Below are 19153 nucleotides of genomic sequence, written 5' to 3' on the forward strand. Positions count from 1 at the left end.
TCACACCCTAGACGATGCGGCCACGGACCTCGCCGAGGCTGATCGTGGAGCCGCCCGGGCCCGGCGCGACAGCGCTGATCACCACCTCGTCGCCGTCCGCCAGGAACGCCCGGGTCGAGCCGTCCGGCAGCGTCAGGGGCTGCTGACCGTTCCAGGACAGTTCGATCAGCGAACCCGGTGAGCCGCCGCTGATCGTTCCGGACGCGTAGAGGTCGCCGGTGCGCAGGGAGGCGCCGTTGACGGTCAGGTGCGCGAGCATCTGTGCGCCAGTCCAGTACATGTCGGCGGCGCGCGGCTCGGAGATCACGTGACCGTTCAGGGTCACCGTGAGCCGCACGTCCAGGCCCCACGCCGGCGTCTTCTCGTCGTCGAGGTAGGGCTGCAGCGGCACGGTTCGCTCCGGCGGCGCCACGCGGGCATGGTCGAGAGCGGACAGCGGGACGATCCACGGGCTGATCGAGGTGGCGAAGCTCTTGCCCAGGAACGGGCCGAGCGGAACGTACTCGAAGGCCTGGATGTCCCGCGCCGACCAGTCGTTGACCAGGCAGACCCCGAAGACGTGCTCCTCGAACGCGCCGAGCTCGACCGGCTTGCCGAGCGCGGACCCGACGCCGACGACGAAGCCCAGTTCGGCCTCGATGTCCAGCCGTTGCGAAGCGCCGAAGACCGGGCCGGCCGGACTGGTCCGCTGGCCGCTCGGCCGCACGATGTCGGTTCCGGACACGACGACGGTTCCGGCACGGCCGTGATAGCCGATCGGGAGGTGTTTCCAGTTCGCGGTGAGCGGCTCCTGGCCGGGGCGCAGGATCCGCCCGAGGTTGGTGGCGTGCTGCTCGGAGGCGTAGAAGTCGACGTAGTCGGCCACCGTGAACGGCAGGTGCAGCGTCGCGTCGCGGGCCGGCACGAGATGCGGCTGGAGCAGATCGCGATAGATCTCGTCGGTGACCCAGGTGGTCAGCTGTGCTCGCAGGTCGGCCCAGACCCGCGGGCCGGCGGCCAGCAGGGCGTCCAGGGACGGCCCGGCGACCGCGCCCGCCAGCTGCGGGGCGAGCCGCCGGACGGCCGCCGGGAGATCGATGATCTGGTCGCCGATCGCGACGCCGGACCGGGGATGCGCGTCGGCCGCCGTGCTGAACACGCCGTAGGGCAGAGTGGCCGGGCTGCCGAGCGGGCTCACAGGATTCCCTCCGGGAGAAGTCCGAGCTGCAGCAGGCCGTCGACAGGCTCGCTGATGCTGCAGGTGCCGAAACTGACGAACTGCCGCCGCACCTCGCGCGCCAGCCCGTCATCGATGGTGGTGATCGCCGCGGCGACCCGGTGGCCGTCCTGGTCGGCGAGCGCGGCCGCGATCTCGCCGGCACCGCCACCCTGCACGGCGTGCGCGGTCGCGACCAGCACGTTGAGGAACCCGTGATGCTCGAAACCGGTCAGCGGGTCACGGTGGCGGATCGGGTCGTGCAGTCCCGCGGTGAGCTTGAACGGCACACCGCCCTCGGTCGCCCGGCAGAGCGCCTCAGCCAGATCCTTTTCGGTCGGGAACGCTTCGGCCCGTACCCCACCGGTCCTGATCTTCAATCGCAGGCCCGCGTCGCGCAAGGCCGCGACGCGCGTCGCGGTGATCTCCGCCCAGGCAACTTCGCGGTACGCGCTACGCGTCCCGCCCCGACCGATCAATCCCGGCGCCTCGATCGCCACGACGTCGATCGCCGTCGACGCCGCCGGGACGGCGGCCAGATCCGGCCCGGGCAGGACGAGTGACACCGGCAGGGGCCGTCCGCCGGCCGCCGCCGCCGCGATCAGCTCGTCGAGGCGGGCCAGCGAGCAGACGAACGGCCCGAGCAGCGGCTCCAGGGGCGACAGTTGCCGCTCCCGGTACGCCTTGACCGCGTCCGGGATCGGCAGATCACCCGGCGGGAAGATCGCCGCGTCGTCGAAGAGCCGCAGGAAGATCGGGTTCACGGCGTGCGCGCCCAGGTCCAGGCGTAGACGCCGTCGTCGCTGATCCGGCCGGCCTCGCCGAGACCGAGCGGCCGGAACGTGTCCACCATGACGGCCGTCTCGTCGAATCGTTCCGCGCCGAGGCTGGCCTCGATCGCGGCCGGCTGCGGCCCGTGCGGGTAGCCGCCCGGGTGCAGGGTGATCGACCCGACGTCGATGCCGGAGCCCTTGCGGGCCTCGTAGTCGCCGCCGACGTAGAACATCACCTCGTCGCTGTCGACGTTGGAGTGGTAGTAGGGCACCGGCACCGCGAGCGGGTGGTAGTCGACCTTGCGCGGCACGAAGTTGCAGATCACGAAGTTGGCGCCCTCGAAGACCTGGTGCACCGGCGGCGGCTGGTGGATCCGGCCGGTGATCGGCTCGTAGTCGGCGATGTTGAACGCGTACGGATAGAGGCACCCGTCCCAGCCGACCACGTCGAACGGGTGGTGCGGCAGCACGTGCACGCTGCCGGCCAGCCCGGCCGGGCCGTCGCCGCGGTGCTTGATGTAGACCTCGACCTGGGCCTCCTCCACCTGCCGCACACCTGACGGCAGGCGCAGGTCGCGCTCGCAGTACGGCGCGTGCTCAAGGAACTGGCCGTACCGGGAGAGGTAGCGCTTCGGCGGGGCGATGTGGCTGTTCGCCTCGATCGGGTAGAGGCGCAGCGGCTCGTGCCCGGACGGCACCCAGCGGTGGGTGGTCGCCCGCGGCACGATCACGTAGTCGCCGGGACCCACGTCGAGGTCACCGAAGACGGTCTCCACGGTCCCGGTCCCGGCCTCGACGTAGACGCACTCGTCGCCGGTGGCGTTGCGGTACAGCGGCGACGCGGTGCCGGCCACCACGTAGTTGATCCGCACGTCGGCGTTGCCGAGCACCAGGCGCCGGTCGCGGACCGCGTCGCACGACTTCCACTCCTCGCCGCCGAAGAGCTCGTGCAGCTTGAGGTGGCGCGGCAGCAGCGGCTGGTTGGACTGGGTGGACTGGTCGGGCAGCTGCCAGATCCGGGCGCCGACAACGGCCGACGGGACGTGCCGGTGGTAGAGCAGCGAGGAGTCCGAGGAGAAGCCCTCCTCCCCCATCAGCTCCTCGTAGTAGAGGTGGCCGCCGGGATCGCGGTGCTGGGTGTGCCGCTTCGGTGGGACATGGCCGGCTCGCTGGTAGTAGGCCATGACTAGAAGTTCCCGCGTTTGGCCTGCTCGCGCTCGATGGCCTCGAACAGCGCCTTGAAGTTGCCCTTGCCGAAGCCGAGCGAGCCGTGCCGCTCGATCAGCTCGAAGAAGACCGTGGGCCGGTCGCCGATCGGCTTCGTGAAGATCTGCAGCAGGTACCCGTCCTCGTCCCGGTCCACCAGGATGCCGCGCTTCTGCAGCTCGTCGATCGGCACCCGCACCTGGCCGATCCGGGCCCGCAGCTCCGGGTCGGAGTAGTAGGAGTCCGGGGTGGCGAGGAACTCCACGCCCTCCTCGGTCAGCGCGTCGACGGCCCGCAGGATGTCGTTGGTGGCGAGCGCCAGGTGTTGCGCGCCCGGACCGCCGTAGAACTCCAGGTACTCGTCGATCTGCGACTTCTTCTTGCCGACCGCGGGCTCGTTGAGCGGGAACTTCACCCGGTGGTTGCCGGACGCGACGACCTTGGACATCAGCGCCGAGTAGTCGGTGGCGATGTCGTCGCCGATGAACTCGGCCATGTTGGTGAAGCCGAGCACCCGGTTGTAGAAGTCCACCCACTCGTCCATGGCGCCGAGCTCGACGTTGCCGACCACGTGGTCCAGCGCCTGGAAGATGCGCTTCTTCTTCGGCCGGGTCGAGGTGCGCGTCACGTATCCCGGCAGGTAGGGACCCGTGTAGTGGGTGCGGTTGACGAGAGTGTGCCGTGTCTCGCCGTAGGTCGCGATCGCGGCCATCCGCACGGTGCCGAACTCGTCGGAGACGTCGTGCGGCTCCTCGAGGACGGTGGCGCCCTGCGCGCGGGCGTGCTCGATGCACTTGTCGACGTCCGGCACCGCCAGGGCGATGTCGATGATGCCGTCACCGTGCCGGGCGTGGTGGGCGATGATCGGGCTGTCCGGCGCCACTCCGCCGTTGATGACGAACCGGATCGCGCCGCTCTTCAGCACGTACGACATGTGGTCGCGGTTGCCGGTCTCCGGACCGGAGTAGGCCACCAGCTCCATCCCGAACGCGGACTGGAAGAAGTGCGCGGTCTGGGTGGCGTTGCCGACCGCCCAGACGATCGCGTCCCAGCCGGTGACGGGGAACGGATCGGCGGCGGAGTCGTACTCGACGAGACCCACCAGCTGCTTGAGGGTGTCGAGGTCGAGCTCCGCGAGCCGCTCTTCGTTGGTCAGCGTGTCGTTGACGGACATCGTGCTCCCTTCGGCGGGAAACCGGTGATGCTGACAGGCTGCTCAGAGAGCTGTGGCCTGCGCAACACGTCCAGTTTCCGCCGAGCAGAATGCACAGATACCCGCTGGTAGGGCGGTCCCGGCTGGGCAATCTGCCCAGGGATTCGCTACGTCGGGCGACGCCGTGGACGGCGGTCCGGCGGGGCCCAGATCGGGCGGCGGGCGACCCCGCACCGCGATCGGCCGCGCCGTCGGAGTCGGGATGGGCGCGGCCACTGTGCGGGTTCCACTGATCCTCCTTCGGCGCGACGGGCGCCGGTCGGCCGTACCCGGGAATGGGCGCAAGGGAAACGCCCAGAACAGGGTAATCCTGCCATCGATGGCCGTGTTTTGGAGGTCAGATTTCGGAGCCCGCGTCGAAGCTCTCCGCCCGCAGGCCGGCCGCGGTGAGCGCGTCGAGCCGGTCGGCGAGGGCTGCTTCCTCGTTGCGGACCAGCTCCGCGTATTCGATCAGCACGCTGGGGTCGGTGGTGTCGTCGATCCGGTCGAAGTAGCGCTGCGTCTGCCGCACCGCCTCGGTGTAGGCCTCGGCGGCCGCCCGGATCCGGATCAAGGTTTGGTCGGCCATGACGGCGCGAGTACCCGGTCGGACCGGGGCGAACACGTGAGCATGGCCACCACCGGCCCGCGGACCGGACCGGGGCTACGGACTACGGACTACGCCTGATCCTCGGTGGCGGCTTCGTCCCGGGGCGCCTCGGTGGGCCGGCGGGTGATGCGCCCGGTCGGGACGATGGTGTGCACGAGCCGGGCGTCCGGCTGGACCGGCGGGTACGTCATTCGCTGGAACTTCGGCATGACGGTTACGTTCGGCACGCCGGCGCCCGGCTTGAGCGTTTTGCTCGGTAGCCGCCGCCTCACTCCCGGCTCAGCGCGCTGGGTTCCGCCGGCGGCCGCGGTACCGGCGTCTGCCCCGGGCGGCCGTGAGCAGGCCGATCAGGATGGCCAGGACGATCGGGACCGACAGCAGGGCCGCCGGTGGCAGGGTCAGCGCGGCCGGGTCGGTGGACGGCGGGGCGGCCGCTACGGTCCGAGACGGTGTGCCGGGCTTGGTCGACTTCTTGGTGGTCTTGGACGGCTTCGGCGACGGGCTCGCCGCGGCCAGGTCGGACTTGATGATCGAGAGGATCCAGGGCGCGATCGCGTCCACCCGGGTCGCGATGTCCGGGCCGGTGTGCGGGCAGGCCGGGCCACGGCTCACCACGCCGACCACCACTGCCGCGCCGTCCTTCGACTCGGTGAAGTACGGCCCGCCGGAGTCGCGCTCGCACGGGCTGGTGCTGCGTTTCGGTGACACTCCGGACAGACCCATCTCGGTCTGCTCCACGCCTGTCACCCGGAACTGGCCGGTCCGTAAACGATCAGGAGTCCGCTTGGCTGTCGCGGTCGTCAGCCCGTACCCGACCAAGCGGGCTTTCTGGCCCGCCGCCGGGCGTTCGCGGCTCAGCCGCAGCGGGGTGATGTCCGTGATCGCGCGATCCAGGCGGGCCAGCGCGACGTCCGCCTCGCCGTGCTGGCGGACCTCCACGACCTCGGTCTGGTGCCCGTCGTCGCCGCTCTGATCGGTGCGCCCGACAGTGGCGAGGGTCTCCTCGGCGACCGGCCGGGACACCCGGCGGCCGTTCGCGTCCTTGAAGCAGTGCCCGGCCGTGAGCACCCAGTGCGGCGAGATCAGCCCGCCCGAGCACGAGCTGTCCCGGCGGCCGCCGTCCGCGGTCGGGATGCCGTTGTCGATCAGTTTGACCGCGAAGGGATACCGCCCGTCGGGCACACTCGTCCCGTTGGCGATCGCCTCGGCAGGGGCGGCCGCAACGACCGCGCCGACCGGCGCCGCAAGGACCATCGGCAACAACTTCCAGAACATCCGCACACTGTTATTGACGAACGCAACCCGAATTACGTTCACAAGCGGATCTTGATTCTCCCCGCTCCCTGGAGAATGGCGCCAAGCCTAGCCGTACTAGGGCAAACCAGCCCAGAGCGGTCCGGCCCTGTGCCATCGTGGAGGCATCAACGCCTGCCGTGAGGAGTGACTCGTGGTGGACCGGTTACTTACCGGCATCGAGGGACTGGACGAGATCCTCCGCGGCGGCTTGCTCGCACAGCGGGCATACCTGGTGCGCGGCGGACCGGGCAGCGGCAAGACCACGGTGGGCTTGCACTTCCTCACCCGGGGCGTCACAGCGGGCGAACCGACGTTGTTCATCAACCAGGGTGAACCGGAGGCGGAGGTGCGCGCCAACGCCGCGTCGATCGGCCTCGATCTGGCGGGGGTCACCTTCCTCGATCTGACCCCGTCAGCGACGTTGTTCACCGAGGGGCAGACGTACGACATCTTCCATCCCGCTGAGGTGGAACGCGAACCGACGACGCAAGCGATCATGGAAGCCGTCAAGCGGACCCGCCCCACGCGGGTGTTCATCGATGCGATGACCCAGCTGCGCTACCTGTCGCTCGACGAGGTGCACTTCCGCCGGCAGGCGTTCTCGCTGCTGCGGTTTCTCGTCGCGCAGGGTTCGACGGTTCTGTTCGCCTCGGAGAGCCAGCACGCCGACCAGGACGCGGACATGCAATTCATGTCGGACGGCGTCATCCACATGGGCAACAACGGCGGGTTACGTACCGTCATGGTGTCGAAGTTGCGCGGCTCGGCGTTCGCGCCGGGCAGTCACAGTCTGAGTATCGAGGCTGATGGAATGCACGTCTATCCGCGTCTGACACCCCAGGAACACGGCAAGCCCTTCGTCGCCGAGACCCTTTCCTCCGGCGTCCCGGAGATCGACGAGTTGATGGGCGGCGGTATCGAGCGTGGCACTGTCACGATCATGTCGGGGCCCAGCGGCGTGGGAAAGACCACGTTGGGTCTGCAGTTCATGAAGGAGGCGGCCGGACGCGGTGAGCGCTCGGTGGTGTACACGTTCGAGGAGAACGCCGAGGTGCTCGCGTATCGGGCACAGGGAGTCAACATTCCCGTTGCGAACATGGTGGCCACCGGCAGTCTGTCCATGGTGCAGATCGAGCCGTTGCGCTACACCGCCGACCAATTCGGCTGCATGGTGCGCGAACAGGTGGAACAGGCCGATGCCCGTATCGTCATGCTCGACAGCATTTCGGGATTCGGGATGTGCATGCATGAGGAGCAGCCCGAGACGTACCTGCACGCGGTCGCCAAGTACCTGCGGAACATGGGTGTCACGACGATCCTCATCAACGAGACCACCAACATCACCGGGGATTTCCGCGCCACCGACAACGCGATCAGTTATCTGGCCGACAATATCATCTATCTGCGTTACATCGAGATTCACGGCGAACTGCGCAAGGTTCTCGGTGTGCTGAAGAAGCGGATGAGTGACTTCGAGAAGACCATGCGCGAATTCGAGATCACCCGGTACGGCGTGAAGGTGGGCACCGCTCTGACGAACATGCGCGGAATCCTTCACGGCACACCGACCCTGCTGGATACGCCGCCGCGGTGATCTGAGGCTCGAGCACCGCCATGACCGGCCGCCGGCTCCATTCTCCGGCCGGATCGCAACCCGTCGACGGGGAGGAGGAACGTGGTGAGCCGCATCGGGCTGCTCATGCTCCCCGGAGGTAACCGGCAGCTCATCGAGCGGGTCCTGACTCACAACAACTTCGACGTCGAGGTGATGGACACCGCCGAGGTGGCTGACTGCCCCGTCGATCTGTTGCTGGCGGATCCTCGGTCGCTGCTGCAGGCACGCACCGCCGCCGGCCAGACCGTTCCGGCCCCCGCGCCGGATGACACCGGCTCCTGGTCCGGCCCCCCGATCATGCTGCTCACCCGGGCCGCCGACCGCCCCAGCCTGCCGGAGAGCGTCCTGATCGCGGCCGACGAGGTCGTCACCGTGCCGGCCCCTCAGCGAGAACTGCTCGACCGGATCAACCGGTTGACGGCCAGGCGGCAGCAGGCTACCGACGAACGCCGCATGATGCGGCTCCATGTCGCCCATGTCGTCCACGAACTCTGCACCCCTTTGCAGGCGGTCCTGGCTTCCGCCGAGCTCATGCGCACCGAGCGCCTCGATCCCGAACAGGGTGAGCTGCTGGACCACATCACCAAGGGCGGCGAACGAATGCTTGGCCTCGTCAACGAATTACTCGATCACAGCCGCGCCGAGTCGGGCCATCTACCCGACCGCATCACCGTGATGGACCCGGCAGAAGCGGTCGACTCCGCGGTCTCGGCAGTCCGCCCACTCGTCGAACGCCGAAACCTCACCATCACCGTGGACACCCCTGCCGACGCTGCGCCGCGGGTACGCGCCGACCCGGTTCATGTGCACCGAGTCCTGACCAACCTGCTGTCCAACGCCATCAAGTACAACCGTGAGAACGGCGTCATCGAGGTTCGCATGCACGTGCAGCCGGGGAACGTCGCCGTGGACGTCGCCGACACCGGACCCGGAATCGCCCCCGACGAGATCGAGCGAATCTTCCAACCGTACGAACGGCTGCCCGGGTCGACTGCCACCGGCACCGGTCTCGGTCTGCCATACGCGCGGTTGCTGGCGGAACGTATGGGGGGCGCGCTCACCGTCGAGTCCCGGGTCGGCCGTGGGAGCACCTTCACGGTCGTCCTGCCACGGGTGGACGCGGCACCTCGCCGCTGACCCGCCTGCCGGGCTACGCGTGGTGGTAATGGTGCACGACCGCGTGACCCTTGCCGCGCGAGATCAGCCAGCGGTTGATCGGCACGGTCAGCACGAACGCGACCGCCAGGGCGAACGCCAGCGAGCCCCAGAAGAGGCCGCTCGCCAGCCCGGCCTCCATCGCGCCGGGAACGACGAGCATCACCGCGTTGTCCAGGATCTCCATGACGGCGATCGACACGGTGTCGGCGGCGAGGGCGACCTTGAGGGCGGTGCGCAGCGGAAGGCCGTGTGCCAGCAGCGGCCGCATGGTCAGCGCGTAGCCGAACACGAAGGCCAGGGCCACGGCCAGGACCACGGTGGGTCCGGCATGCCAGCCGAGCGCGGTGCCGATCACCATGCCGAGGACCTCACCGATGGCGCAGCCGGTCAGGCAGTGCAGGGTGGCCTGGGCCGCGGCACGCCAGGACGCGGGGGTACGGAGAGAAGTCGTCATGCCTCCAACATACCCCAAGGGGGTATGGGTATCCAAGGACGAAGCCCCGCCGGCTCGCCCGCAGAATCCCGAACGGCCAGGCCAAGTTAAAGAAGTTAATGCGGTACGCCTTGGAGTCTTGAGTTTTTTAAGGTAGAAATTAATCCATGACAGAGCGGGCGATGGATTGGCAGGCACTCACCGACCTCACCCGAGGCCGGCCGTTCGTCGTGGAGCGGGTCCGCCTGGAGGGCAGCGGCGTCGCGATCGAGGGCGAGTTCGAGCTGCCGCAGCTGGCCCAGCTCAGCGTGGAGGAGCAGGTCTTCGTCACGGCGTTCGTGCGGTGCCACGGCTCGATCAAGGAGATGGAGCGGATCTTCGGGGTGAGCTATCCGACGATCAAGTCACGGCTGAACCGGATCGCTCAGACGCTCGACTTCGTCGAGACGGATCCGGCGCCGTCCCGGGCGGACGTGATCGCCCGGTTGCGGCGCGGTGAGATCACCACCCAGCAGGCGCTGGCCGAGCTGGACGGTGACGCGTGATACCGCAGCTGGTGACCGTCCGGGTGGAGCGGCCGGGGCGCGCGCCGATCCGCGCCTGGGTCCCGGTTCTCCCGGTCGCGCTGGCGCTGTCGCCGCTGCTGATCGTGGCCGCGCTGGCGGCACTGATCGCCTGTGTGGTGTTCCGCGTCGACGTGGTGCGCGCGTTCGTCGCCGGCTGGCGGCTCGTCTGCGCGCTGCCCGGCACCCGGGTCGACGTCCACGAGGGACGCTCGGCCGTGCTCGTCAGCATCCGATAACCGAAAAAGGGAGATCACAGTGACCGAGCAACGCAGGGACATCCTCGACATGCTGGCCGAGGGCAAGATCACCGCAGCGGAGGCGGAGCAGCTGATCGCGGCGCTGGAGCGCACCCAGCCGCCGGTGGCCGCGAGCGCCGAGGCCCGGCCGAAAGGCGCCGCGAAATACCTGCGCGTGCAGGTGGACACCAACGACGGCGGCGAGCCGGGCCGGGTGAACGTCCGGGTGCCGCTGCAGCTGCTGCGGGCCGGGGTGCGGCTGGCCGCGCTGATCCCGCCGCAGGCGCTGAGCCAGGCCAACACGGAGCTCAGCAAGTCGGGCATCCCGTTCGACCTGACGCAGCTCAAGCCGGAGCAGCTGGAGGAGCTGATCGAGCATCTCGACGAGGTGACCGTCGAGGTGGACCAGCCGGACAACAAGGTCCGGGTCTTCTGTGAATGAACCCGAGAGGGTGCTGGAACACCCTCCCGGGCAATTCTGATCTAGCTGAACGACATCGTAACCCGGGGGGCCGTCACACCGGCGGCTCCTCGGGGGCTCAGCTCCGGGAACGGGGCAGGCAGCACTTCTTGTACTTCTGGCCGGAGCCGCACCAGCACGGCGCGTTCCGCTCCGGCGGCCAGCTGATCCGCGCGCTTCCGGTGGAGAGCTGACGCGCGTACCCCACCCGGTTCTCGGCGCTGACCGGGTCGCCGCCGGCAGCGTTGGCGGTCAGCCCGGCGACCGAGCCGGGCAGCACCGCCAGGTCGGCCCGGCCGGTCCCGGCCAGCCGCACCAGCTCGCGCTCCAGCCCGGCCCGGTGCTCGTCCCAGGTCGCGCCGTAGGCCTCGGTCAGCGCACGCACCTCGTCGAACGCGGCCTGCGGCCAGAACACCAGGTCACTCGCGGGTTCGGCGGACGCGCGGGCGGACGCGTTGGCGAGTCTCGTCTCCAGCCGCTCGGCGAGGTTGTCGTGCGCGTCGTGCTGCAGACCGAGCATGTGGCGGACCCGGTGCCGCTGCTGCAGCAGGAAGAACAGCGTCCCGGCGTCCTCGGCGCTCGCCGGTTCCGCCGCGCCGCCGCGCTCGGCCAGGGCTTCTTTCACCGCCTCGGTCAGCCACTGCTCGGCCTCCCGGCCACGGCCGCCGACCGCGAGGGCGGCACTGACGTACGCCGCGGCGTCCGGGTACTGGGTGAGGGCCGGGCGCAGCGGCTCCAGCTCGGCCATCGCCTCGTCGCCGCGGCCGGCCCGGAACAGCAGCCGGGCGCGCACCGCACGGGCGGTCGCGACCTGGCTGTCCTCCCGTTTGCCGAACGCGTCGAGGGCCCGCTCCACATATCGCAGGGCGGCGTCGAGCTTGGTCCGGCTCTCGGCGATCTCGGCGGCGAGCGTGAACGCGACGCCCGCGTCGTCCGGGTCGGCGAGCCGGCCGGCCTCCGCGGCGCTCGCCAGCTCGGCGGCGACGCCGAGCGGGTCGGCGGCGCCGAGGGCGGACTCCCGGATCTCAGTAAGGTCTGCGCTGGTCAGATCGGATTTCAACGGCACGTCGTCACGCTACTGCGTCGCGCGCATGCGCGGCCGTTGATCTGGGTCACTTCCCCGTGCGGCGTGACCGGCCCCGGCGGTGGTCGCCGCCGGGGCCGGCGCGGGTCAGCTCACGGCCAGGGCCAGCTCCGGCTCGGCGGTGGCGCGGGGCTTGGCGCGCAGGCTCAGGGCGACCGCGACGCCGGCCAGGGCCACGACGCCGCACGCGGCCCAGACGATCTGGTATCCGGTCTCGTCGGCCAGCTTCATGCCGGGGATCGGGCGGCGATGCCGCCGATCACCACGGGACGGGCGCCCCACGCCCCGACCAGGCGGTCGGAGACCATCGAGTCGGCCAGCGCGCCGATGCTGGCGGGCAGGCCCATCAGCCCCAGGCCGAGCGGGCCGTACCCGAAACCGAATCCCAGCTCGGACGGGGTGGCCATGAAGCAGGATGCAGGCCGCCGGGAACCAGAGCAGCGCGTGCTGCCGGCGGTGGCGGTGATGACCGACCCGATCGCGACGATCACCATGGTGATCCGGATCAGGCGGCGGTGCCCGTACGATCTTGGAACCCGCCGTCCCGGCCGTAGCTCACGCATGTGATCAAGCCCGGATAGCCGCTCTGGCCTACGGCTCGCGCCACCCGGCCGTAGCCCACACATGTGATCAAGCCCGGGTAACCGCCCTGGTCTACGGCTGACTCCGCCGGGCCGTCGCTCAGGCATGTGATCAAGCTCGGCCTACCCGGCTATCGCGAGGTGGCACCCCGAGCCCTCGATGTAGCGGAAATCGGACCTCAACGAAGACCTAACCGTAGGTAGACGCGTTCCTCAATCAACCAGCAGGGTCAGTCGTCGCGTCAAGTCAGGTAGTCAAGTCCTCCCGTTAAGTCGTCACGTCAGGTCGGGTGATCACGTCACGTCAAGAAGTCACGTCAGGCCAGGTAGTCGCGACGGGTGGGCTGCATGTCGCTGCCGCCGTCCCGGTGCGCCTTCACCGCCAGCACCTGGTTGACGCCGATGTTGGCCTGCTCGAACGCGAGGGCGGACGCGGCCATGTAGAGCCGCCACACCCGGGCCCGGCCGGGAGTGGTCAGCTGGACGGCGGTGGCCCAGTCCGACTCCAGGTTCGCCACCCAGGCGCGCAGGGTACGGCCGTAGTGCTCGCGCAACGCGTGCACGTCGCGGACCTCGAACCCGGCGTCCTCGAGGAGGCCGACGGTGGTGCCGATCGACGCCAGCTCCCCGTCCGGGAAGACGTAGGCGTCGATGAAGCTGCGCTGCTGGTCCGGCGACGCGGGCGCCGGGTGCAGGGCGGAGATCTGGTGGTTGAGCAGGCGGCCGCCGCGCTTCAGGTGGCGGAAGAGGATGCCCGCGTACTCCCGGTACGGGCCGGTGCCGACGTGCTCGGCCATGCCGACGCTGGAGATCGCGTCGAACGGTCCGTCGTCGAGGTCCCGGTAGTCCTGGATCCGGATCTCCACCTGGTGGCTGAGCCCGGCCGCGGCGACCTGCTTGCGGGCGAACTCGGCCTGCTCGGTGGAGAGCGTGATGCCGAGGACCTGCACGCCGTACTCCCGGGCCGCGTGGATCGCCAGGCTGCCCCAGCCGCAGCCGACGTCGAGCAGCCGCATGCCCGGGCGCAGGCCCAGCTTCCGGCAGATCAGGTCGAGCTTGTCGCGCTGCGCGTCGGCCAGCCCGTAGCCCGGCTCGTCCGACGTCCAGTAAGCGCAGGAGTAGACCATGCTCTCGCCGAGCACCAGCCGGTAGAAGTCGTTGCCGACGTCGTAGTGGTGGCTGATCGCCTGCCGGTCGCGGCTCTTGCTGTGCCGGGCGCCGGAGACCGCCATCTCCTCCGGCGGCGGCTTCGGCTGGCTGCCGATGACACCGAGCCGCAACGCCTCGGCCATCACTGAGCGTAGCGGGACGTGCTTGCCGCCACCCTTGCTGTCGGACGTGGTCCAGAGCAGCGCGGCAAGGCGGGAGAGCACGTCGTACAGGTCGCCCTCGACGTCGATCTCGCCGGAGACGTACGCGCGCGCCAGGCCGAGCTGGTTGGGCTGCCAGACCAGTCGGCGCAGCGCACGGCGGTGTTTGATGACCACGACGGGGGCGTCGGCGGGACCGGCCTCGGAGCCGTCCCAGGCGCGCAGGCGCACCGGCATGGGGGTCTGCAGCAGCGTCTCGAGCAGGCTTTTCAGCCGGACGGCGGTGCTGTCGGTGTGGGTGGTGGTAGGCATCAGACCTCCCCGGGGGTGGAACGCGCCGCGCTCGGGCGGGAACCGAGCGCAGTCGATCTCGAACCACTTCACTATCCGCCCGGGCCGGCGATTTGTATAAGGCCCTTCTGTAACTTTGTGTTGAAGGACTCACGGAGGTACGTGAGTATCAGCCCACGGTGGGACGTTCGTTGCGTTCGATGTCCTCGGAGTTCTGCACGAACGTCTGCTGGGATACCTGGACCAGGGTTGCCGTCTCGTGGAAGCGGCGCAGCGTGGTCGAGCCGCAGCTGATCATCGTGGAGCGGAGCTTGGCGAGGGTGACCTTGACGTTGTCGTACAGGCTGCCGGCGAACGGGACGTAACCGTCGACGCCCTCCTCGAAGTGCAGCTCGGTGCCCTGGCCGTACCGGGCCGCGTTGCGGGCCCGCGCGCTGCCCTCGCCCCAGTACTCCTTCAGCGCCTGGCCCCGGACCTTGACCAGAGGCGCCGGGCTCTCGGTGAACCGGGCGAAGTAGCGGCCCAGCATCAGGAAGTCGGCGCCGAACGCGAAGGCGATCGCCATGTGCGAGTCGTGCAGGACGCCGCCGTCGGAGCAGAGCGGGACGTACTGCCCGGTCCGCTGGGCGTAGGCGTCGCGGGCCGTGACGATCTCGGCGAGCGCGGACGCCTGGCCCCGGCCGATGCCTTTCTGGTCGCGGGTGATGCAGATCGATCCACCGCCGATACCGACCTTCACGAAATCGGCGCCGGCGTCCGCGAGATACTCGAATCCGCGGGCGTCGACGACGTTTCCGGCGCCGATCCGGACCGCGTCGCCGTACTCGGTGCGGACGAATTCCAGCACGTTCTTCTGCCACGCCGAATAACCGTCCGAGGAGTCCAGGCAGAGCACGTCCGCGCCGGCTTCGACGAGGGCCGGAATCCGCTCACGATAGTCGTGGGTGTTGACACCGGCGCCGACCCGGAACTGTTTGTCGGCGTCGACGCTCTCGTTGCTGAACTGTTTGTGCAGCTCGTAGTCGCGGCGCTGGACCAGCGCGGTGACCCGGCCGTCGTCGCCGACGAGCGGCAGCACGTCCTGGCGCGAGTCCCACAGCAGCGAGTTGGCGGTGGACAGCGACATCCCTGCCGTGCCGGTCACCAGTTCGGCGCCGCGCCGCATCCGGCTCTCCACGCTGTCGCCGACGTGGTGGCGGTGGAAGTTGAAGTCCTGGGTGGTGATCAGCCCGAGGAACGCGCCGCTCGGGCTGCCGTCGTCGGTGACCACCGCGGCGTCGCGCCCGGTGGATCGCAGCAGCTCGTCGGCCTCGCCGAGGGTCGCCGACGGTTTGATGTTGACGTCGTTGTGCCGGAAGCCGGCCTTGTGTTTCTTGACCGCGGAGACCATGCCGGCCTGCTCGGCGATCGGCTGGTTCTGGTGGATGAACGACAGGCCGCCGACCTGCGCCAGGGCGATCGCCAGCTGCGGTGACGACACGGCGCCCATGATCGCGCTGGTCAGCGGGGTGGCGATCCGTATCGGCGATTCCTGACCGACCGGGTGACGGACCAGGGGCGCGGAGAGGTCGACGTTGTCCGGGGTGCAGGTTTCGTCGGTGAGGTTCGGGACCAGCAGGTATTCACCGAAGGTGCGGGAGATCTCGGGCAGGATCCGCACTGCTGCACTCCTTTGAATTGTTTGCCATATTTTGCGGCACTTGGTGACGATCGGATGACGTTACCAGCCGGACTCTCGAGCGCGCGGCGGTCACCCGTACCCGAAAGGGGGTTTGCCGTTACGCTCTGCCGGTGAGTGATCGCATTGACATCGGTGTCCTGCGTGAGATCGCCCGGCGGGTGCTGTGGCTGTCGGCGTCGATCGTGGACGCCGCCAACGCCGGGCGGCCCAACGACTCCGGGGTGAAGGTCGGCGGCCATCAGGCATCGAGCGCCTCGATGGTCGACATCATGGTGGCGCTCTGGTTCGCCGAGCTCACCGCCGATGATCGGGTGTCGGTGAAGCCGCACGCCTCGCCCGTGCTGCACGCGATCAACTACCTGCTCGGTGACCTGGACGAGTCCTATCTGCCCCGGCTGCGCGACAGGGGCGGGCTGCAGTCCTACCCGTCACGGCTGAAGGATCCGGACACCGTCGACTTCTCCACCGGCTCGGTCGGCATCGGCGCGACGGCCGCGCTCTGGGCCGCGATGGCCCACCGCTACCTGGCCTCCCGCTTCCCCGGTACGCGCGGCGGCGGGCGATTCGTCAGCCTTCTCGGTGACGCCGAACTCGACGAGGGCGCCATCTGGGAAGCGGTGATGGACCCGGCCGTCGCCAGGATGGGCGAACTCCTCTGGGTCGTCGACCTCAACCGGCAGTCCCTGGACCGGGTCGTCCCGGACATCCAGATCGCCAAGCTGCAGGGCATGTTCGCGGCCGCCGGCTGGCAGGTGGTCGTCCTCAAGTGGGGACGGATGATCTCCCGGCTGTTCGAACGGCCCGGCGGCGCGGAGCTGCGCGCCCGGCTCGAGGCGATGCCGAACGAGGAGTACCAGCGGATCCTGCGGGCCGGCCCGGCGCAGACCGTCGAGCGCATCCTCGCCGACGCGCCGCACCTCAAGCCGCTGCTGGACGACATCGACCCGGCCGAGCTGGCCGCCGCCGTGCGCGACCTCGGCGGCCACGACCTGGAGCTGCTCGTCGACACGTTCCGCGGGGTCGACACGGACCGGCCGACGGTGGTGTTCGCCTACACCGTCAAGGGCCGGGGCCTGCCGACCGAGGGACACCCCAACAACCACTCCGCGCTGCTCACCGCCGCGCAGATGGACGCCCTCGCCGCGGCGTCCGGAATGGATCGCGCGGCGCCGTGGCAGCCCTTCGACCCGGCCGGCCCGGCCGGGCAGCTGTGCGCGCGGCGGCGGGAGGCGCTGCGCCGCGAACCCGTGACGCCGACCGCGCCGGTGGCGGTGCCGGCCCAGCTCGGTCACCCCTACCGCAAGCCGATCAGCACCCAGGCCGCGCTCGGCCGTCTCCTGGCCGACCTGCCGCGGGACGCGCCCGAGGCCGCCGCCCGGGTCGTCACCTGCTCCCCCGACGTCGCGTCCTCCACCAACCTCGGCGGCTGGATCAACAAGACGGGTGTGTGGTCGGCCGAGGACCGGCGGGACTGGTTCGCCGACGACGCCGAACGGGTGCTGCGCTGGCAGGAGAACAGCACCGGCCAGCACATCGAGCTCGGCATCGCCGAAGTCAACCTGGTCTCGCTGCTCGGCGAGCTCGGGGCGACCTGGTCACGCTGGGGTGAGCGGCTCATCCCGATCGCCACGCTCTACGACCCGTTCGTCTCCCGGGCGCTCGAACCGTGGTCGTACGGGATCTACGCCGGCGGGCAGTCGATCCTGGTCGGCACGCCGTCCGGGGTGACCCTCGCGCCGGAGGGCGGCGCCCATCAGTCGATCACCACCCCGTCGATCGGCCTCGAGCAGCCCGGATGCGTGGCGTGGGAGCCGGCATTCGCGCAGGATCTGGAGTGGTGCTTCCTGCACGCGATGAGCCGGGTCGGCGTGGACGGGGGCACGTCCGCGTACTTCCGGCTCTCCACCCGGCCCCTCGATCCGGCGCTGGCACGGGTGCCCGGCGATCCGGCGCTGCGGGAGCGCCGCCGGCGGCAGGCGGTCGCCGGTGGGTACCGGATCTCGGGTTCCGGCTCGGACCAGGTGACGCTCGTCGGCGTCGGGGCGATCATGCCGGAGGTGATCGCGGCGGCGGACGCCCTCGCGGGGCACGGCGTCGACGCCGGTGTCATCTGCCTGACCAGTCCTGACCTGGTGTTCCGGTCGTTGCAGCAGCGGGGCAGCCGGGATGCCGGGGTGGGCGGGGACATCCTCGCGGAGCTGCTGCCGGCGGGCCGGGCGACGCCGCTGGTGACGGTTCAGGACGGGCATCCGCATACGCTGGCGTTCCTGGCGGCGGCCCGGGGTGATCGGATCCGGTGCCTGGGTGTGACCGAGTTCGGTCAGTCGTCGAGCCTTGCTGACGCGTATCGGCTGCACGGCATCGACACGTCGGCGATCGTGGACGCGGCGCTGACGCTGATCTCCTGATCTCCCTCAGCGTGTCGGGTCGATCATGGTCATTCCGGCTAGGGTGGCGCGGTCGAAGCCGGGAAGCAGGGCGGCCGCCTCCTCGAGGCCGACCGTGCGCTCGATCAGGCGTTCGGGCGTAAGGACGCCCCGCTCGATCAGCTCCAGCATGGCCGGGTAGTCGGCGGCGGCCATGCCGTGGCTGCCCAGGACGTCCAGCTCCCAGCCGATCACCCGGGACATCGGTACCCGGGGGTGGCCGCCGATCGGGGGGAGCAGCCCGACCTGCACGTGGCGGCCCCGGCGGCGCAGGCTCAGGATGGCGTCGGCGCAGGTCTGCTCGCTGCCGACGGCGTCGATGGAGATGTGGCTGCCTCCGTCGGTCAGCTCGGCGACCTCCTGCGATACATCCGATTCTCCGTCGTTTATCAAGACATGCGAGGCACCCAGTGCGGAGGCGGCGGCCAGCGCCTCCGGGTGGCGGTCCACGGCGATCACCCGGCCCCCCAGCGCTCGCGCGATCATCACGGCGCTCAGGCCGACGCCCCCGGCGCCGATCACTGTCACCCACTCCCCCTCGGCGAGCCGCGCACGACCCACCAGAGCCCGGTACGCGGTGGCGAACCGGCAGCCGAGGCCCGCCGCCGCGGCGAAGCCCACCCGCTCGGGAATCGCGATCAGGTTGGTGTCGGCGGCGTGCAGGGCGACGAACTCCGCGAACGAACCCCAGTGCGTGAAGCCGGGCTGCTGCTGATCCGGGCAGACCTGCGCCTGCCCGGAGCGGCACCACTGGCAGCGGCCGCAGCCGCAGACGAACGGCACTGTCACCCGGTCGCCGGCCGTCCAGCGCCGGACGCCCGCGCCGGTCTCGACGACCACGCCGGCCAGCTCGTGCCCCGGCACGTGCGGGAACACGATGTCGTCGTCGTGACCCGCCCAGCCGTGCCAGTCGCTGCGGCACATCCCGGTCGACGCGACGCGCACCACGACGCCGCCGTCCGGGGCGACCGGGTCGGGCGTCACCCGTACCCGGGGAAGGGTTTTGGCAGTGTCGATGACCACGGCGCGCATGCGCCTAT

20 protein-coding genes are annotated in these 19153 nt (G+C 70.0%); 6 read left to right on the top strand and 14 right to left on the bottom strand.

Features of this window, described 5'->3' with window-relative positions; translation table 11 throughout:
- Positions 1-7: 7 nt before the first annotated feature.
- From fahA to AB0F72_RS20430, 7 genes are all read right to left on the bottom strand, one after another.
- Positions 8-1177: a fumarylacetoacetase gene (gene fahA / locus AB0F72_RS20400; protein WP_360433373.1), complete on the bottom strand. Its 1170-nt coding sequence runs from the start codon at positions 1175-1177 to the stop codon at positions 8-10.
- Complete coding sequence (locus AB0F72_RS20405; protein WP_360433376.1) at positions 1174-1959, bottom strand: hypothetical protein; 786 nt, start codon at positions 1957-1959, stop codon at positions 1174-1176. Before AB0F72_RS20405 ends, fahA begins: the two co-directional genes overlap by 4 nt.
- The gene (locus AB0F72_RS20410) at positions 1956-3152 is read right to left on the bottom strand and encodes a cupin domain-containing protein (protein WP_360433379.1); all 1197 of its coding nucleotides are present in this window, start codon (positions 3150-3152) and stop codon (positions 1956-1958) included. Before AB0F72_RS20410 ends, AB0F72_RS20405 begins: the two co-directional genes overlap by 4 nt.
- 2 nt (positions 3153-3154) lie before the next feature.
- Complete coding sequence (gene hppD, locus AB0F72_RS20415; RefSeq protein WP_360433382.1) at positions 3155-4348, bottom strand: 4-hydroxyphenylpyruvate dioxygenase; 1194 nt, start codon at positions 4346-4348, stop codon at positions 3155-3157.
- A 376-nt stretch (positions 4349-4724) separates the two neighbouring features.
- Complete coding sequence (locus AB0F72_RS20420) at positions 4725-4955, bottom strand: hypothetical protein (protein WP_360433386.1); 231 nt, start codon at positions 4953-4955, stop codon at positions 4725-4727.
- 89 nt (positions 4956-5044) lie between these two features.
- Positions 5045-5185, bottom strand: coding sequence for a hypothetical protein (locus AB0F72_RS20425; protein ID WP_360433389.1), 141 nt, complete (start codon positions 5183-5185; stop codon positions 5045-5047).
- Between the two features lie 70 nt (positions 5186-5255).
- A complete protein-coding gene (locus AB0F72_RS20430) occupies positions 5256-6251 on the bottom strand; it encodes a trypsin-like serine protease (RefSeq protein WP_360433392.1) in 996 nt (331 codons plus the stop codon).
- A gap of 172 nt (positions 6252-6423) precedes the next feature.
- Here AB0F72_RS20430 and AB0F72_RS20435 point away from each other — a divergent pair, with 172 nt between their 5' ends.
- Positions 6424-7866, top strand: a complete 1443-nt coding sequence (locus AB0F72_RS20435) for an ATPase domain-containing protein (protein ID WP_360433395.1) — start codon at positions 6424-6426, stop codon at positions 7864-7866.
- Positions 7867-8040: 174 nt separating this feature from the next.
- A complete protein-coding gene (locus AB0F72_RS20440) occupies positions 8041-9024 on the top strand; it encodes a HAMP domain-containing sensor histidine kinase (protein WP_360433398.1) in 984 nt (327 codons plus the stop codon).
- 13 nt (positions 9025-9037) lie between these two features.
- Here the strand turns inward: AB0F72_RS20440 and AB0F72_RS20445 are convergent, their stop codons facing one another.
- A complete protein-coding gene (locus tag AB0F72_RS20445; RefSeq protein WP_360433401.1) occupies positions 9038-9499 on the bottom strand; it encodes a DUF4396 domain-containing protein in 462 nt (153 codons plus the stop codon).
- 146 nt (positions 9500-9645) lie between these two features.
- On the opposite strand from AB0F72_RS20445, the gene AB0F72_RS20450 reads away from it, so the two are divergent.
- Genes AB0F72_RS20450 through AB0F72_RS20460 form a run of 3 tightly spaced genes read left to right on the top strand, consistent with a single transcriptional unit; the run spans position 9646 to position 10722 of the window.
- Complete coding sequence (locus AB0F72_RS20450; RefSeq protein ID WP_360433403.1) at positions 9646-10023, top strand: DUF2089 domain-containing protein; 378 nt, start codon at positions 9646-9648, stop codon at positions 10021-10023.
- Entirely contained in the window at positions 10020-10280 is a 261-nt protein-coding gene (locus AB0F72_RS20455; protein ID WP_360433406.1) for a hypothetical protein, read from the top strand. The genes AB0F72_RS20450 and AB0F72_RS20455 overlap by 4 nt, the downstream gene beginning before the upstream one ends.
- 19 nt (positions 10281-10299) lie before the next feature.
- Entirely contained in the window at positions 10300-10722 is a 423-nt protein-coding gene (locus AB0F72_RS20460; RefSeq protein ID WP_360433409.1) for a hypothetical protein, read from the top strand.
- 97 nt (positions 10723-10819) lie between these two features.
- On the opposite strand, the gene AB0F72_RS20465 is transcribed toward AB0F72_RS20460, so the two are convergent.
- The 5 genes from AB0F72_RS20465 to AB0F72_RS20485 form a co-directional block, all read right to left on the bottom strand.
- The gene (locus tag AB0F72_RS20465) at positions 10820-11806 is read right to left on the bottom strand and encodes an SEC-C domain-containing protein (protein WP_360433412.1); all 987 of its coding nucleotides are present in this window, start codon (positions 11804-11806) and stop codon (positions 10820-10822) included.
- Between the two features lie 105 nt (positions 11807-11911).
- On the bottom strand, positions 11912-12055 hold the full coding sequence (locus AB0F72_RS20470) for a hypothetical protein (protein WP_360433415.1): 144 nt from the start codon (positions 12053-12055) through the stop codon (positions 11912-11914).
- Complete coding sequence (locus AB0F72_RS20475) at positions 12052-12387, bottom strand: hypothetical protein (RefSeq protein ID WP_360433418.1); 336 nt, start codon at positions 12385-12387, stop codon at positions 12052-12054. Before AB0F72_RS20475 ends, AB0F72_RS20470 begins: the two co-directional genes overlap by 4 nt.
- A 335-nt stretch (positions 12388-12722) precedes the next feature.
- The gene (locus AB0F72_RS20480; protein ID WP_360433421.1) at positions 12723-14027 is read right to left on the bottom strand and encodes a cyclopropane-fatty-acyl-phospholipid synthase family protein; all 1305 of its coding nucleotides are present in this window, start codon (positions 14025-14027) and stop codon (positions 12723-12725) included.
- 148 nt (positions 14028-14175) lie between these two features.
- A complete protein-coding gene (locus tag AB0F72_RS20485; RefSeq protein ID WP_360433424.1) occupies positions 14176-15666 on the bottom strand; it encodes an IMP dehydrogenase in 1491 nt (496 codons plus the stop codon).
- A gap of 131 nt (positions 15667-15797) precedes the next feature.
- Between AB0F72_RS20485 and AB0F72_RS20490 the strand changes: the two genes are divergently transcribed.
- Positions 15798-18095 carry a pyruvate dehydrogenase gene (locus AB0F72_RS20490; protein WP_360433427.1) on the top strand — a complete coding sequence of 766 codons (2298 nt, stop codon included), beginning with the start codon at positions 15798-15800 and terminating at the stop codon, positions 18093-18095.
- Positions 18096-18101: 6 nt separating this feature from the next.
- On the opposite strand, the gene AB0F72_RS20495 is transcribed toward AB0F72_RS20490, so the two are convergent.
- A complete protein-coding gene (locus AB0F72_RS20495) occupies positions 18102-19145 on the bottom strand; it encodes a zinc-dependent alcohol dehydrogenase family protein (protein WP_360433430.1) in 1044 nt (347 codons plus the stop codon).
- Between the last annotated feature and the right edge of the window lie 8 nt (positions 19146-19153).

The sequence above is a fragment of the Actinoplanes sp. NPDC023936 genome, from assembly GCF_040639325.1.
Lineage (GTDB): Bacteria > Actinomycetota > Actinomycetes > Mycobacteriales > Micromonosporaceae > Actinoplanes.